13 protein-coding genes are annotated in these 15,429 nt (G+C 60.0%); 5 read left to right on the top strand and 8 right to left on the bottom strand.

Features of this window, described 5'->3' with window-relative positions; all coding sequences use genetic code 11:
- Window positions 1-3 precede the first annotated feature (3 nt).
- From ACZ48V_RS13665 to ACZ48V_RS13645, 5 genes are all read right to left on the bottom strand, one after another.
- A complete protein-coding gene (locus ACZ48V_RS13665) occupies window positions 4-690 on the bottom strand; it encodes an SDR family oxidoreductase (RefSeq protein ID WP_464539984.1) in 687 nt (228 codons plus the stop codon).
- Window positions 691-741: 51 nt separating this feature from the next.
- Window positions 742-2,196 carry a glycoside hydrolase family 13 protein gene (locus tag ACZ48V_RS13660; protein WP_464539982.1) on the bottom strand — a complete coding sequence of 485 codons (1,455 nt, stop codon included), beginning with the start codon at window positions 2,194-2,196 and terminating at the stop codon, window positions 742-744.
- Window positions 2,197-2,279: 83 nt separating this feature from the next.
- A complete protein-coding gene (locus ACZ48V_RS13655) occupies window positions 2,280-3,296 on the bottom strand; it encodes a VOC family protein (RefSeq protein WP_464539980.1) in 1,017 nt (338 codons plus the stop codon).
- Between the two features lie 194 nt (window positions 3,297-3,490).
- Window positions 3,491-3,940 (bottom strand): PaaI family thioesterase, encoded by a 450-nt coding sequence (locus tag ACZ48V_RS13650; protein ID WP_464539978.1) that lies wholly within the window; start codon window positions 3,938-3,940, stop codon window positions 3,491-3,493.
- A 305-nt stretch (window positions 3,941-4,245) separates the two neighbouring features.
- Window positions 4,246-4,779 (bottom strand): hypothetical protein, encoded by a 534-nt coding sequence (locus tag ACZ48V_RS13645; RefSeq protein WP_464539977.1) that lies wholly within the window; start codon window positions 4,777-4,779, stop codon window positions 4,246-4,248.
- Window positions 4,780-5,099: 320 nt separating this feature from the next.
- Here ACZ48V_RS13645 and ACZ48V_RS13640 point away from each other — a divergent pair, with 320 nt between their 5' ends.
- From ACZ48V_RS13640 to ACZ48V_RS13630, 3 genes are all read left to right on the top strand, one after another.
- Window positions 5,100-5,417 (top strand): hypothetical protein, encoded by a 318-nt coding sequence (locus ACZ48V_RS13640; protein WP_464539975.1) that lies wholly within the window; start codon window positions 5,100-5,102, stop codon window positions 5,415-5,417.
- Between the two features lie 109 nt (window positions 5,418-5,526).
- On the top strand, window positions 5,527-6,333 hold the full coding sequence (gene lipB / locus ACZ48V_RS13635; RefSeq protein WP_464539973.1) for a lipoyl(octanoyl) transferase LipB: 807 nt from the start codon (window positions 5,527-5,529) through the stop codon (window positions 6,331-6,333).
- A gap of 122 nt (window positions 6,334-6,455) precedes the next feature.
- A complete protein-coding gene (locus tag ACZ48V_RS13630) occupies window positions 6,456-6,812 on the top strand; it encodes a hypothetical protein (RefSeq protein ID WP_464539971.1) in 357 nt (118 codons plus the stop codon).
- A 150-nt stretch (window positions 6,813-6,962) separates the two neighbouring features.
- Here the strand turns inward: ACZ48V_RS13630 and ACZ48V_RS13625 are convergent, their stop codons facing one another.
- Window positions 6,963-7,661 carry a type 1 glutamine amidotransferase domain-containing protein gene (locus ACZ48V_RS13625; protein WP_464539969.1) on the bottom strand — a complete coding sequence of 233 codons (699 nt, stop codon included), beginning with the start codon at window positions 7,659-7,661 and terminating at the stop codon, window positions 6,963-6,965.
- A gap of 327 nt (window positions 7,662-7,988) precedes the next feature.
- Here ACZ48V_RS13625 and ACZ48V_RS13620 point away from each other — a divergent pair, with 327 nt between their 5' ends.
- Window positions 7,989-11,015 carry a SusC/RagA family TonB-linked outer membrane protein gene (locus ACZ48V_RS13620; protein WP_464539967.1) on the top strand — a complete coding sequence of 1,009 codons (3,027 nt, stop codon included), beginning with the start codon at window positions 7,989-7,991 and terminating at the stop codon, window positions 11,013-11,015.
- A 54-nt stretch (window positions 11,016-11,069) separates the two neighbouring features.
- Window positions 11,070-12,386, top strand: a complete 1,317-nt coding sequence (locus ACZ48V_RS13615) for a RagB/SusD family nutrient uptake outer membrane protein (protein ID WP_464539965.1) — start codon at window positions 11,070-11,072, stop codon at window positions 12,384-12,386.
- 1,457 nt (window positions 12,387-13,843) lie between these two features.
- On the opposite strand, the gene ACZ48V_RS13610 is transcribed toward ACZ48V_RS13615, so the two are convergent.
- Window positions 13,844-14,800, bottom strand: a complete 957-nt coding sequence (locus tag ACZ48V_RS13610; protein WP_464539963.1) for an NAD-dependent epimerase/dehydratase family protein — start codon at window positions 14,798-14,800, stop codon at window positions 13,844-13,846.
- Between the two features lie 216 nt (window positions 14,801-15,016).
- The gene (locus tag ACZ48V_RS13605; RefSeq protein WP_464539961.1) at window positions 15,017-15,418 is read right to left on the bottom strand and encodes a HEPN domain-containing protein; all 402 of its coding nucleotides are present in this window, start codon (window positions 15,416-15,418) and stop codon (window positions 15,017-15,019) included.
- Window positions 15,419-15,429: the final 11 nt, after the last annotated feature.

Genomic DNA, 15,429 nt, shown 5'->3' with positions numbered 1-15,429 from the left:
ATACTACGTAGCGGCGTACACCTTAAGAGCCCGAATGTGCCCACGAGGGGAGCGTGTGGCCGCATGCAGCATGGTTTCAGCGAGTTCTTTCGGCGCAATCCACGTTGACGGGTCGCTGTCGGGCATGGATTTGCGGTTGGCCGGGGTATCGACGACTCCCATCGGGTAGAGCGTCGACACGCGCACGCCGGCCTCGCTGTATTCGGCGCGTAGCGACTTGAGGTAGGCAGCGACAGCAGCTTTGGATGCGGCATAAAGCCCCATACCGGCGCCGCCATTCTCGGCAGCAGGCGCCGACACCCCCAGCAGAAAGCTATGGTTGCGGGTCTGCAGGTGCGGAAGGGCAGCCCGCGCCGTGTTGAAGAGCGTACGCATGTTGATGTCCATCATCTGCGCGTAGTCGTCGTCGGTGGCCTCGGTGGCGTCCTGCATGGCGAATCCGCCAGCAATAGCGAGGACAGCATCGGGCGGGGCCAGCGACTCCGATAGCTCTGCAAAGGCCTGCCGGGCGTCGTCGATGTCGGTCAGATCTGCACGGCCGAGGTGGGCATCGGGATAGGTGTCGCGCATCGACGCGAGGGCATCTGCGTCGTAGTCGAGCAAGCCGAGCTGCCAGCCGGCATCGGCAAAGACGCGGGCTGCAGCCGATCCAATGGCACCAGCGGCGCCGGTAATCGCAACAGTAGGCATGAGAGGAACAGGGGGGTTGTGAAGAAGACGGTGGAAGGCAGTTGGTGGCTGCTATGCAGATGAACGCGGCCCGATCCAGACGGCTGCGCTGTGTTCGGGGAGCTGCACGGTGGGGTCGGAGCTACGCAGTGGCGCCGAGCGGTCGGCGGGCCATACGGGCGCGTACGTTGAGGCACTCAGGTCCAGCGCAGGAAGCGTTACGGCCGACAGCGTGCCAGCGGTGTTAAAGGCAATGATGGCTTCATCGGAGTCGGTGCGTCGGCGAAATACGGCTTGTCGCTCGGTAGCCTGGATTGCCGATACGGAGCCCGTGCGTAGCACCGGATAGCGGTTACGCAGCGCGGTAGCCTGCTGGTAGAACGAAAGAAGGCTGTCATTCCAGCGCGCCTCGTCGTTCCACGGGAAGGCCTCGCGGCAGTACGGGTCGCCTGCGCTGCTCATGCCAATCTCGTCGCCGTAGTAGATACAAGGAGCCCCGGGCATGGTCATCTGAAAAAGCACGGCGAGCTTCATCGCAGCCACGTTATTGCCCAGGGTATGCAGCATACGAGGGGTGTCGTGGCTGTCGAGAACGTTGAGCTGAGCCTGCTGAATGGACTCAGGATAGCGCGTAAATACGCTCATCACTTCGCGTACGAACTCCGTGCCCGTGCGTGGCACAAAGTCGAAGTGTTCGTGATCAAACCCGCGCAGGGTGTTGGGCGCCACGAATCCAAACAGCGAATCGGTAAGCGGATAGTTCATAACCCCGTCGAACTGGTCGCCCTGCAACCAGCGGTCAGCGGGGGTCCATATCTCTCCACAGATGTACGCATCGGGGTCTGTGGATTTCACCCTGTCGCGAAACGTGCGCCAGAAGTCGTCATCGTTGATCTCATTTGGCACGTCGAGGCGCCAGCCGTCAACGCCCTGTTCGATCCAGTGCGTGGCCACATCAAGGATAAACGCACGCACGGGCGGGTGATCGGTGTTGAGCTTCGGAAGCGCCCGGAGCCCGGCCCATCCATCGTAATTGGCCGGTGCGCTGTCGTTGTACGGGCGCAGGGGCATGTCGTGCAGGTGAAACCAGTCGGTATAGGGCGAGTCGGGGCCGTTTTCGAGGACGTGATGGAACGGCCAGAACCCGCGGCTGGCGTGGTTGAACACGCCGTCGAGCACGATCCGGATATCGCGCTTATGCGCTGCATCGAGGAGCGTATGGAAGGCTTCATCTCCTCCAAGAAGGGGATCGACCGTGTAGTAGTCGTAGGTGTGGTAGCGATGATTGGCCGCCGAGGCAAAAATCGGATTCAGGTAGAGCGCCGTTATGCCCAGCTCCTGCAGATAGTCAAGGTGCTGCGCGATGCCATAGAGGTCGCCCCCCTGAAAGCCCTGTGCCTCAGGCGGATGGCCCCAGGGTTTCAGGGTGACGGTGCCGTGCGCATCCACCTGACCACTTCGTGCAAAGCGATCAGGAAAGATCTGATAGAAAACGGCGTTCTTGACCCAGTCGGGCGTTGTAGGCATGCGTTGCTTAGAGAGCGTGGAGGGAGAGCGCTGAAGCGCGGGTAGCACGCGCACAGGGTGTAATGAAGCGTAGACTGCCGAGGTTAAGCCGTAGGAGGATTCATATCAGCGTTTGGAGTGGGGGGGTTGCTGAGCACGGTGCGGTCGAGCGCCGGCAGCGTATCGGCCAGCCGAGAGGAATCGACCTGATCGGGGAGCCGCAGCGTTGCGCCGAGCGTCTCGTAAGGCTCGTCAACGGTAAATCCGGGTCCATCGGTCGCAATCTCAAACAGGATGCCCGCCGTGCGGGTTGGACTACGAAAGTAGATTGACTTGAAATAGACGCGGTCGCGTACTGGGCTGACCTCCAGGCCTTCGCTCAATAGATGCTCGCGCCAGGCGCGCTGGGCATCTGCATCAGCGACGCGAAAGGCGACGTGGTGTACGACGCCGGGCCCGTTGTATCCGTTGTTCGGGGGAATGCGGGACGAAAGGTCAACATAGCACCCAGGAGGCGTGCGGGGCGACTGGAGCGAGCGCTGTGTCGGGGCTTGCAGGCGACGCATCCCTCTGTGCTCGGCTACGATAGACCATCCAAACACGTCAGTGAAAAACGCAGTGGTGGCGTCTATGTCCGGCGTCGGAAGCGTAATGCTGTGCAGGCCCCGAAGCACGTTATGCGATTCGAAGGGCTGTGCCGGTATCCACGGCGTGGCCGTTCCGTCGTTCGACGGGACGATGCCGAGTGAGAGCAGGTCGTGCGCCTGGAAGCGGATAACCGGATCGCCAAATCGATGGGTGCACACAGGTGTGTAGCCGAGTTCGCTAAGGCGACGGCGCCAGAACGAGAGCGCTTCGGGACGCGTGGCAAACAGGATCGGAGATGCTGTGCCCCGTCCGGTCTGTCCCGGCAACGAACGGGGCCACGCAAAGACAGTCAGGAGCGACCCTGGACTTCCCTTCGCATCGCCGAAGTATAGGTGGTGCGTGGTCGGGTCATCCAGGTTTACGGTTGCCTTAACCATACGCAGCCCAAGGATACCGGCATAGAAATCGATACTGGACTGTGCCATACCAGTAACAGCGGTAATATGATGAAGACCGGCAAGAGGGGCAGGCATAGGCAGAGACAGGGTTAGCAGAAGGGAGAGATCAAATCTACAGAGACGTATGGATGAAATAAAGGCACGGTACAGGGGGCGCTATGTTTTGCATAGTGATATTGTGCATAATGATGCGCGCTATGGATGCGCGCGGCCAGCATCTTGTTGCAGGGCTCTATTGCAGGGCTCTATTGCAGCGTCCCTGTTCAAGTTTATTGAGGGTCTACCGAAGGAGCCTCCGAGGCTGAATCGTCGGCTGGAGATTGCTTGATAGGCACGACAGCAAGCGTGCAACGACTTACGCAGACAAGGCGGTCCGATGCGTCACGGATTTTTACGTCCCACACCTGCGTAGTGCGCCCCACATGCAGCGATTCTGCCACAGCATACACATCGCCACTGGATACAGCACGCACGTGGTTGGCATTGATCTCAACGCCGACAGCGGTGTAGTCGTTAGGTGCAGCCAGGTAGCCGCCCACGCTGGCTACGCTCTCTGCCAGCACCACGCTTACGCCGCCGTGCAACTGCCCAAACGGCTGGTGATGATCGGGCGTGACGGGCATGGTTGCCTCGACCCGATCGGCCGCTGTGTGGGTAAAGGTGATGCCGAGGAGCGCGGCGGCACCTCCTACAGAAGAAGGAAGCGGCTTGTCAGGCATGGAGCTAAGAGCGCAAAGAGGAAAGCGATGGCAGAACGCACTTGTAGAATAGCCGTGCTGCCGGTGACGTGCAAGCCTGGCCAAGAGACGGGAAGGAATGCGCCCCGTAAAATCCGATGGTAGCGTCAAAAGGAGAAAGGGATGCCTTCAGAAAGAAGACATCCCTCGTTTCATGGTGTAGGCTGCATGGCACGAACTCATCCGGATACGCGTGAGACACAGCCACAACGCGGCCTCCAAACGCTCACCACGGACGCGTTTCCGCCAGCACGTAGAACCTGTTCTTCTCGACACGATGGGGTACCCTACCGCCCATCGCCATTACTCGCTGTCGGATTCGGAACGTTTCCCGCCGTCTGCACAATCAGGCGCATGTCTTCCCGGTCGGGCAGGCGGAACGTTTCTTCACCGATCAAAACCTGTACGTCGTCGGCATTGGCGATGCGAGCAAAGACGGATTCTGAGTAGTGCGTCTCTACAATTTCCATGATCTCGTCGCCGAGATCGCGTGTGCGGGTTTCTACGGTAAGGGGCCGGATGCCCTGGTTGTCGATGTTGAGGCGGACCTCGCTGGCCGATGCCATGCTGGTTGTACTGCCCGTGAAGCCGTAAAACACGAGACTCCACCGGTCGCGGTCAGTTGTCGGATTGGAGGTGTAGCGAGCCATGTAGGCCCCATAATCACCTGCGTAGGTATCGATCCACAGGTCGTTCATCTCTTCAAAGGCAACACGGTACTCGCCGGTAATATCGCTGACCTCTTCCGAGATCTGTGCTGAAGAAGTAGGCGCCCAGAAGAGAGCGAGAGCTATGACGAGAGGGAGTATCCGACAAGTCATATCGCAGAAGGGGTTGGTGTAACGGTAGCGTACAGCCTCTTTTTAAGCTGATGAAAGCGCTTTTTATTAGTCTCCTTAGTTGTTAAGCATTGATAAAGACAATGATCCGATAGCGCAAAAACAGATAAGCCAGTGGCGCATGGGCAGGAAAAAGAGACCGATAAACCGTTACCGTCCCGACACAAATAACAGAGGGAGTGAACAGCGCACTCCAGAGCATCATTGTGGAAGCACTTGGATGTTAGATGAAAAGCCACTCGGTGTCCCTTTCTGCCGTTACTGCTTTTGACTTCTACTTTTGACTAACAGTATGTCTTGTTATGACGATAGATGAGCAAGCCCGTACAGCCATTGAGGGTATCGGCCTGGACCGCACCGAACTATTAATTGGTGCAAAAGCAATCGCCCAGGAGATCATCGAAGAAAGCAAGTCCACTGATCGTCCGCTGCAGGGCATGGTCTACGACGTGTGGGGCCTTTACAACGACGGGACGCCCAAATGCAGCTTCGCGACCAATAATGACGGCGACCTGGTGTTTACCGCACAGTTCCACACCGACGAAAACGACGTTCACGAAGTGAAACGACGGGCCATATCCCCCGATACGCTCAAACAGCTGTGCAATCCCCGCGGATAAGCCCAACACGTATGGCATGTGAAGTGCGGCGCCGCTGAACTGTAGGCGGCGGTTATCGTTTGCATGGGAGCATAATGTGAACCTGTTTTTCTCACGATCCGGTAGCGTCTTGTCTGACAGATCTGTTATCGTTTGTACGTTAGGCCGCGTGCCCTATGAGGCTACGTGGACGCTACAACAGCATATTCAGGATGCGCTTATTGCTGCCAAGCGAGCTACACCGCCGCGCATCCCCCCGAACGTATTGCTTCTCCTTGAGCATCCGCACACGTACACATTGGGCAAAAGTGGGGATGCGGACCATCTGCTTCTGTCGGACGAAGCGCTCGCTGCGCACGGGGCCACGTTTCATCATATTGACCGCGGCGGCGATATCACCTACCACGGTCCGGGCCAGCTCGTGGGCTATCCGCTCTTTGATCTCGACCGCTTTGCGACAGATCTGGGGTGGTACCTGCGCACGCTCGAAGAGGTGATTATCCGTACGTGTGCCGATTACGGGGTGAAAGGAACACGGGTCGAAGGCCGTACCGGGGCCTGGGTCGGTCCGGATGCACAGGGCCCCGAGCGCAAGATCTGTGCAATGGGACTGCGGTGCAGCCGCTGGGTTACGATGCATGGCTTCGCGTTCAACGTAGACCCCGAGCTGGACTACTTCGGCCACATCGTTCCGTGTGGGATACGCGACCGTGGCGTCACCTCGCTGGTCCAGGAGCAGCCCCGCGACGTTGGGGTCGACGCTGTAGCGCCCATGCTGCTCGAACACATGGCGACCTGTTTCGAAGCCGACCTGCTGCCGTTGCAGCCTGCCGAATCATACGCCTACCTGCGCGACTGGCTGCCGGCCGAAGCGGGAGCAACGCTGGATGCGCTGGAGCAAGCAGAAAACGTCGCCTCTGAACAGACCTCTGGATGAGCTGCTCATCGCGTCAGCGCACGGTGTTTCACAGCAAGCCCGTTTGGAATCCGACGTGCGGGTTTCTATGTTAGCGGCACGACAACCTGATTCCGATTTCGCACTCGCAACGGTACCCTGACATGGCTGACTTCGACAACGAAAACTTTACGCTCCGCCTGCTCACCGAGACGCTGTTCTACGATACAGAGTATGGCATCGTGGGGGTGCTGAGTCTGGTCGACCCGGAAAAGCGGCGTGAGCAGTACCTGGCTTCGTATTCACCAGAAGACGACGCTTTCCTGATTGAGGAGGCGACGGACTGGGAAGACGACATAGAAAGCGATGAGGAGGAAGAGGTGGCGTACGCGCTGGCTATAGATAGCGTAGACCATGGCACTTACGACCTCCCCGAGGAGGCCGCAATTGAACTGCTTACCCTGGCTGCTCAGAAGGGACTGCTGCCGAGTTTTACGCCGTACTACGAAGATATGTCGTGAGCGCGGAAGAAGAGACACGTAACAAAGAGAGTACTTCCAATATAGGAAAGCCCGCTCAGGCCGAGAAGACCTGGGCGGGCTTTCTGCATATACATGTCCGTGGACACGGCCAGCGTGTGCCAGGTGGTATGTCAATGCGTTGTGCGGGTGCTACGCGCTGGCAGGAGCGCCCTTCAGCACGCGTATCAGTCCTTCGCCGACGCCCGTAGCCGAGGCCGGGTTCTGGCCGGTAACGAGGCGGTCGTCAATGACCACGTTGGGTTCGAAGTCGTCGGCCGTCTCGACCGTGGCGCCGCGCTCTTCAAGCGTGGTCTGAAGCAAGAACGGAACGACGTCGTCAAGCTCCATCGCGCGCTCTTCGCTGTCGGTGAAGCACGCGATGCGCTTCCCGTCAACGAGGTGTGAGCCGTCGGAGAGGGTTACATTCACAAGGCCAGACGGTCCGTGACAGACAGCTCCTACGGCGCCGCCATCTTCATAGATCTCGGCAGTCAGTTCCGCAAGATTCGTGTCATTCGGGAAGTCCCACACCGTGCCGTGCCCCCCTGCAAAGTAGATGGCGTCGTAGTCGTCAGCACGGGCGTTCTCGGCCGCTTTTGTCTGCTGAAGAGCGTCTGTTACCGCCTCATCATCGAGGAAAGCTGCGTTAGCCGGGTCGTCAAGATCATGGCTCGACGGGTCCATGGGCACATCGCCGCCCTGCGGACTGATGAAGTCGATCTCGAATCCAGCATCCACAAGCACGTGGTAAGGGTGGGCGACCTCAGAGAGAAAGTATCCGGTCTTGTTGCCGGTATCTCCCAGTTCGCTGTGACTCGTTAAGATAAACGCAATGCGATTGGTAGCCATAACAGGTTGTGTGTTTGGATAGATTGCAATTCGTAATATGTCAAGGTAGTTAACGAAAGGAATAGAGCAACGTTGGGCAGCATGCGACTTTGTTGCATGCGTGCATCTGATGTCAACCGTTTCCTGAGATCGTGAGATCGACGGTCGCCCGCGATACACAATACATGCGCGAATTCTGTTCACGAGTCGAACGACGAGCGTTACCTGCAGGGTTGCTTCTCTCTCCGCATTCGTCTATAGTATATCGATGTTGTCGCACCGCTAAACACCAAATAAAGACGTGTGTGCGTATCCTCCTTGTTTCCCACCGCGAACCGGTTTTTGCTTATGCCCCTCCGTTATCTGCCTTTCTACGTGGCGTTGTCCGTGATCATCATGGTCATTGGCGCCGCGCCTGTAGCTGCGCAAGAAGCACCGTACACGATTACCGGTACGGTTATCGACGGGGCGTTAGACGAGCCCCTGCCGGGAGCAAGCGTACAGGTTGTGGGGACCTCACTCGGAGCAGCGACAGACGCCGAGGGGGGGTACCGGGTTAGTGGACGCCTGGAGCCAGGCACGTATACGCTGCGCTACACCTTCGTGGGATACCGGGCCGCCGAGCGCGAGGTTACGCTCTCCGACGTTGAGACTGTGGAGGTCGACCCCGTGCGTCTGCAGACAGATCTAATTCGCGGCGAAGAGATCGTCGTAACTGGTACGGGTGTGCCGACCGAGCGGCGCCAGTTGGGCAACGCGATCTCTACAGTCGATGCGGGGGAGCTCGAACAGAGCGGCGCCTCCTCGATCGACCGAGCGCTGCAGGGGAAGATTGCCGGTGCGCAGATACAGCAGAACTCGGGCAACCCTGCAGGGGGCATCTCGGTCCGGCTGCGGGGCACGAGCACCGTGCTCGGAAGCGCAGACCCGCTCTACATCGTCGACGGTGTGATCATCAGCAACGACGCGCCCGAACTTATCGACCTCGGAGGCGGCGCGCAGAACCGGCTGGTCGACATCAACCCGAACGACATCGAGCGTATCGAGGTCGTGAAGGGGGCGGCTGCCGCCGCGCTCTACGGGTCGCGCGCCAACAGTGGGGTGGTGCAGATCTTCACCAAGCGCGGACAGGAAGGAGCGCCGCGGGTATCGTTCACCACACGCATTCAGACGGAGGCCATCCGCAATACGCTCGATGTAAACACCGCACAGAATGAGCAGGGCCAGTTTCTCGACAACAGCGGCAATCCGCTTCCCGATGGCGAGCAGCGCTGGGACTGGCAGGACTTCATTTTTGACCGGGCCTACGGCACCGAGCAGTCGCTTTCTATTTCGGGAGGCGCCGCCGACACCCGGTACAGCGTATCAGGGGCTCACTTTGCCAATCAGGGCATCGTGGAGGGCAATAGCTTTCGCCGGCTGAACGCACGCCTTCGCATCGACCAGACGCTTACCCCCTGGGCGTCGATCTCTGGGAGTGCCAGCTACACGCGCAGCACCACACAGGATGTGCCCAATGGCGGACTCAATGCAAACTACGGGGCGCTTACCGGATTTATCTTTGGCCCGAACACGTTTGATCCGCGTCCCAATGAGCTGGGGCAATACCCGAATCAAGGCATCCTGGCCAATCCTGTAGAGGTGGCCGAGCGTTTTGATTTTGAGCAGGCGACCGACCGGTTTATCGGAAGCACCACGCTTAACCTTACGCCTACCGATAACCTTAGCATCGACTACGTGCTCGGGCTCGATACGCACGATCAGCGCGCTACCGCATTCATTCCGCGGGGTACCTCAGCCCCCGGCTTCGCTGGCGGATTTGCGCGTCGAAGCACGCGCAACCAGCTGCAGGTGAACAACGACCTCAACATCCGCTACACCACCACCCTGACGCCCACGCTCGAATCCACCACCCTGATTGGTGGCACGCTGCAGTACGAGGAGGCAACCACGTTTAGCGCCCAGGCGCAAGACCTGAGTCCGGTGTCGGAGGTTGTGCAGAGCGGCACCTCCTCGCGCGAGATCGGCGAGATTCGGAGCGAGCGTGCCATCTACGGCGTGTTCGCGCAAGAAACGCTGGGCTGGAACGACCGCCTCTTTGTGACCGGCGCGGGCCGCTTCGACGCGTCCTCGTCGTTTGGCGAGGGCGAGCGCTGGCAGTTCTACCCGAAAGCGAGTCTCTCGTATATCCTCTCGGAGCACACGTTCTGGACCGACGCCGGCCTTGCCGAGGCCATACCCAGCTTCAAGCTGCGCGGCTCGATCGGCTTCTCGGGCGGACTCACCTCGATTGGGGCGTTCGATCGCTTCACCAACTTCCCGCCGCAGTCGTACATCGGGCAGCCCGGCGTACAGCCCTCGTCGCAACTGGGCGCGCTGGGCGCGCGTCCGGAGCGGCAACGTGAGATCGAGATCGGCGCTGACTTCAGTCTGCTGCAAGATCGCATTGCCGTCGAAGCTACGTACTACACGCAGCGCACTGAAGACCTGCTGCTCAACCGATCGCTCGCCCCCACGTCGGGCTTCTTGAGTCGCCTGCAGAACGTAGGCACGCTCACCAACCAGGGCATCGAGCTGCTTATCCGCGGCCTGCCCATCAGTCAAGAGAATCTGCAGTGGACCTCCACCCTCACCTTTAGCCGTAACCGTAACAAGGTGAATGGCCTCGAAGAAGATGTGCTGATCTTCCCCGAGTCGTTTGGACTGGTGGGGGCGATCAACGGAGAGCCGCTCGGGATCTACTACGGGTCGGCATTTGCACGCGACGACGCCGGCAACGTGCTCGACCGAAACGGCAATATCCTCGAAGAAGACGGCAACGGACGCTGGGGGATGCGCGACGGCACGCCCATGCAGACGGGCGATGGCGTACCCGCACGCGCCGACGAAAGCCAGATCATCGGCGATCCGAATCCGGACTTTATCGCTTCCTGGACCAATGAAGTCCGTTTCCGTAATCTGGACCTGCGCATGCAGTGGGACGCTGTCGTCGGGCAGGATGTGTTCAACTTCACACGCCGCCTGGCTGCGCTGAGTGCCTTCGGAACGCTCGACGACTATCAGCGCGAGCTGGAGGGCGACCTGCCTGTCGGATACACGGGCAGCGCCTTCGGCATCTTCGAGCACTGGGTCGAAGACGGCTCTTTCCTGAAGCTGCGTGAGGTAAGCGCTGCCTACACACTGCGCCTGGCGAGTGCACCGGTCGAACGCGTGCGCATCAGCCTTACCGGACGCAATCTGCTCTCGATCGACGGGTACAGCGGCTACGATCCTGAGGTCAATGTGGCCGGGCAGCGTACCAACGTGCGTAACTTTGACTTTGTCGAGGTGCCCATCCCGCGCACGTTCTCGCTTGGCGTAACCGCTACGTTTTAACCCCACCGCCCCGAATCCCTCTGGCCGCTACCACGCACTCTGTTTATGTTACCTATGTTTGCTTTCTCCTCTCTGCGCGCCCCCCTTACTGCGTTCTGCCTCCTTCTTCTGGTTACGGGATGCGACCTGAATATCGTTAATCCCAACGAGCCCTCTGAGGAGCAGGTCCTAACCACGACCGAGGGCATCGAGGCTCTGGCCGTGGGGATGCAAGAGTACTATGCAACCCAGACGCTGGCACCGGTTCTGCTTACCACCGGCACCACGAGTCGCGAGGTGGCGGTTAACAACACCTTCGCGAACCTTGTCAACTTGGAGGCGGGCGGCGCCGACCTGCCAACAAACAATGCCAACATCCTGCAGCTCTGGTCGCGCAACTACCGCGTGGTGCAGATGGCCGAAGACATTACGGAGGCCACGCCCGATCTGCCCTTCGATGCCGGGACGGAAAGCGGACTGCTCAGCCTGGCCGATCTTTTTAAGGCGATGGCGCTGGGCAACATCGCGCAGGGCTTTGAGCAGGGGCCGCTAACAACCGACCGCGAGAATAACACGACGTTTGAGCCGGGTGAGGCACTGTTTGAAGACGCCATCACACGCCTTGAAGACGCACTCGCGCGCCTCAACGCAACCCCGCCGTCCGATGCCTTTCTTGCTAACATCGTAGCACCCGGTATCGACCTGCGCAACACGCTGCAGGCCTATCGGGCACGCTATCTGCTGTTTGCGGGTCGTTTTGGGGATGCGATCGCTGCTGCCGAAGCCGTTAACCCCGATGCTACTTCCACATTTCCGTTCGACGACCAGAGCCCGAATCCCGTATGGGATAACGTCTTCCTAACACCGAACTATGCACCGCGCGAGGACTTCGGTTCTGTTGAAACAGAGCCGACAGATGCCCGTCGTGACTTTTTCCTGACCGGTGATACAGGGGGCAGCGCGGTGAATGACCTCCCTGTGCGCACGCTTGCCGGGTTCTTCGGGAGTGCATCCGCCTCGATTCCGCTTTACATGCCGGGCGAGATGGATCTGATTCGAGCGGAGGCGCTCGTGCAGACGGGTAATCTCGCGGATGCCGTCGCAGCGCTGAATGCAGTGCGCACGCAAGCCCCCGAAAACGACCCCCTCGGCGTAGGGGCCGATCTCGATCCATACGGTGGTCCGCTTACAGCAGAAGCGCTGCTGGAGGCGATTCATCAAGAGCGTCGGGCGGAGCTTTTCTTGCAGGGCGTGGCGCTTGAGGATATGCGTCGCCTGGGGCCCTCCGACCCAGACCCCACCGACCCGTTTGCCCGCAGCCGCAACTTCTACCCATATCCCAACCAGGAGCGCCAGAACAACCCCAATACCCCCACCGATCCTGCGATTTAGACACGGTCTGAGATGCAATCTCAGGTGTAATCTCAAGTGCAATTGGCAACGGCCTGCGCTACGCTCGTCGCTTGCGCTCCCACTTCACGATTACAACCCCGGAAGAACCGCTCACCTCGTCATTGCGAGGAGCGCAGCGGAGATCTCGGGATCTTCACCCCCCCTTCCGGCTCCGCCGGTAGAAGAGGAGTTTGGGGAGTAGAGTTCTGCAAAAGGGGTCGTAGAAAGAGCCCATCAAGTCCCCCACGGAGGAGGGGGATTTAGGGGGATGGACCGTGACGTGCCAATCTCATGCGGTTCTGTTCGGGACGGGCTGCCATGATAGAACGCGCGAGATCGCCGTTTAACGGTAAGCACATACTCGTACTGAGAAATGCCGTCTGTACGGGCATGGAGAGCCCCCGGCTCGGAGGCCGGGGTGACTTTGGTTTTGGAAGGTCGGTGCTGTAATGGCATCAACGCACTGTTCAGAACACATCCACAACAAGTCATCCCAGGCGCAGCGAAGACCCGGGATCTTCACCCGCCGAGGACCACCCCGCCCTGCGGGCACCCCTCCTTTCCGGCTGTGCCGGTAGGAAGGGAGTTTGTGGGAGTGGAGTTCTGCAAAAGGGGTCGTAGAAAGAGCCCATCAAGTCCCCCTTCGGCGAAAGGGGAGATGAACGGAAGGGTATCGCCTCCAATCGCTCCCCTGGAGAGGGGAGCTGTCGCGCGAGCGACTGAGGGGTGGACCGGGTGGGCCGCCGTGCTCTCTCATCGCATGGTATGCTGGGGATATGAGTGATCCCGAAAGTTTTCGGAACAGGTTTGGAGTTACCCGGCTATGGCTGCCTTAGCCCGGGGGCAGGAGCGGAGCAGATATCCCGGGCGGTGTTCGAGTCCCGCTAAACAGAATATCCCTTGGACGAGGGGGAGAAACCCGACACGAGCCTGTAGGGCGACTGATGGAGCAAAGCGGAATAAGGGAGAGGGGGTTCGAACAAGACAAACCTACATTCCACGATATCCTTATCACTTAGCGTCTACCCACTACCCTTAAAAGATATCCTCACCTTGTCATTGCGAGGACGCAGGACGAAGCAATCTCATACAGTTCTGTTCGGGGCGGGCTGCCATGATGAGACGTAGAGATCGCCACGTCAGTCGCTGGCGCTCTTTCCTCGCGATGACAAACTTGGGAGACTCTGACACCGTGGCGACCTTGCAGGGCGTGCTGCCCTTCCCGACCGCTGGGGACGCGGGCAGTCTTCGTATTCGAAAATGGCGGCTCTACGGATACGGAAGACCCCGGCTCGGGGGCCGGGGTGACTTGGTGGTCGAGGGGCAGTATTGTGAAGGGATAAGCGTGCTCTCCAGAATAGCCCCACAAGAGCAAGTCATCCCGGGCGCAGCAGAGCGGAGACCCGGGATCTTTATCCAACTCAGGACCAACCCCGCCCTGCGGGCATCCCTTCGTTCTACGCGTGCTCCGGCTGGGCGTCTGAGGTGGTGAGATGGGCAAGCATGTCCTTCGTCATGGCTGACATGTCGTAGGCAGGCGCCCAGCCCCAGTCGGTGCGGGCCGCCGAGTCGTCGATCGTGGCCGGCCAGTTGTCAGCAATCGCCTGGCGACCATCCGGCGCATATGTTACCGCGAACCCGCTTGCCCCGTGCGCCTCCAGATGATCCGCCAGCTCCCCTGCGCTGAAGCTGAACGCCGTCAGGTTGTAGCTCTCGCGCACGGTCAGCGCCTCCGCATCCGCTGCCATCAGGTCGAGCGTGGCGCGGATCGCATCGGGCATGTACATCATCGGCAGGCGCGTATCCGGACGCAGGTAGCAGGCGTAGGGCTCACCGGTAGCGGCAGCGCGGTACATGTCAACGGCATAATCAGTCGTGCCACCGCCCGGCTCGGTCTGGTAGCTGATCAGCCCCGGATAGCGCAGGCTTCGCACATCCACCCCAAACCGCTGATGGTAGTAGCGGCACAGCAGCTCGCCGCTGCGCTTCGTGATGCCGTACATGGTCGTTGGGTTCAGCACGGCCTCCTGCGGCGTTTCGTGGCGCGGCGTCGATGGCCCGAACACCGCGATTGAACTGGGCCAGAACAGCTTCAAGGCGTGCTCGCGCGACAGGTCGAGCATATGCTTGAGTCCGTTCATGTTCACGTCCCACGCTCGATCAGGGTGCTCCTCGCCCGTAGCCGACAGCAGACTGGCCAGGTGGTAAACCGTCGTAATCCCATGTGCCTCAATCACCGACGCAAGCGCATCACGGTCGCGCACGTCGGCCGTCACGTGCGGCCCCTTCACACCACCGCCCGGCGCACGCAGGTCAAGTCCGACCACTGCATCCGCCCCCCGGTCTGCACGCAGCCGTGCTATCAGCTCACTCCCAATCTGTCCGTTCGCACCCGTAACAAGGATTGTCCCCATAACACACCGTGAACCCGTAGTTCGTTGTATTGCTTCAACTGATATACGCAGGCTCCTTCCGCAAGGTCGAATACCCGCACACGCGATACTCCAAAACGGCAGCCCTCCCTACACGTTCGGAACCGCTTCCACTATTCGCGCAATGTTCCATGGTTAGGGGCACAAGGATACAGGCATAGAGGGATGCGTACGGGTGGCGATGGCACGCGGCCTGGGCTATGTCATCCGGCCCAGCGTCTCAATAAGATGGTGTGCATCTGCTACGCGGGCCCGGGCCTCGTCCCGGTCATTGGGGATGCCCGCTCCGAAGGCCTGATCGCTGTAGAGCGCCACCACCCCGTGTTGCGCCAGCGCGTCGAGCGAGCGGGCGTGGTCGTACGGCATCGCCTCGGGCCAGGTGAGCTGGCTGGCCAGGTACGTCACATCGTGACTCACAGGCGGCGCCTCATTGTGCTGCGCGCGGTAGGCCGCCTTGAGCGCCTTCTCGACGGCGAGATGCGCCATCACGGCGGCATGGCGTACGAATCCCCTTTGCAACAGATGCTCGGCGGCCCGCAGATCCTGCTGGCTCTGCCGCCACCACGTATCGCCCGATGCCTGTAGATGGATGGTCGCCATGATCGTAGCGG

Source organism: Longimonas haloalkaliphila (genome assembly GCF_055379825.1).
The sequence above is the reverse complement of the archived record's forward strand: the minus strand, read 5'-3'. Positions and strand labels throughout refer to the sequence as shown.

Coding starts and splice junctions, on each gene's coding strand:
- ACZ48V_RS13645 (WP_464539977.1), bottom strand. CDS start 4,779: ATGACTTGTCGGATACTCCCTCTCGTCATAGCTCTCGCTCTCTTCTGG.
- ACZ48V_RS13620 (WP_464539967.1), top strand. CDS start 7,989: ATGCCCCTCCGTTATCTGCCTTTCTACGTGGCGTTGTCCGTGATCATC.
- ACZ48V_RS13630 (WP_464539971.1), top strand. CDS start 6,456: ATGGCTGACTTCGACAACGAAAACTTTACGCTCCGCCTGCTCACCGAG.
- ACZ48V_RS13660 (WP_464539982.1), bottom strand. CDS start 2,196: ATGCCTACAACGCCCGACTGGGTCAAGAACGCCGTTTTCTATCAGATC.
- ACZ48V_RS13605 (WP_464539961.1), bottom strand. CDS start 15,418: ATGGCGACCATCCATCTACAGGCATCGGGCGATACGTGGTGGCGGCAG.
- ACZ48V_RS13640 (WP_464539975.1), top strand. CDS start 5,100: ATGACGATAGATGAGCAAGCCCGTACAGCCATTGAGGGTATCGGCCTG.
- ACZ48V_RS13665 (WP_464539984.1), bottom strand. CDS start 690: ATGCCTACTGTTGCGATTACCGGCGCCGCTGGTGCCATTGGATCGGCT.
- ACZ48V_RS13610 (WP_464539963.1), bottom strand. CDS start 14,800: ATGGGGACAATCCTTGTTACGGGTGCGAACGGACAGATTGGGAGTGAG.
- ACZ48V_RS13650 (WP_464539978.1), bottom strand. CDS start 3,940: ATGCCTGACAAGCCGCTTCCTTCTTCTGTAGGAGGTGCCGCCGCGCTC.
- ACZ48V_RS13655 (WP_464539980.1), bottom strand. CDS start 3,296: ATGCCTGCCCCTCTTGCCGGTCTTCATCATATTACCGCTGTTACTGGT.
- ACZ48V_RS13615 (WP_464539965.1), top strand. CDS start 11,070: ATGTTTGCTTTCTCCTCTCTGCGCGCCCCCCTTACTGCGTTCTGCCTC.
- ACZ48V_RS13625 (WP_464539969.1), bottom strand. CDS start 7,661: ATGGCTACCAATCGCATTGCGTTTATCTTAACGAGTCACAGCGAACTG.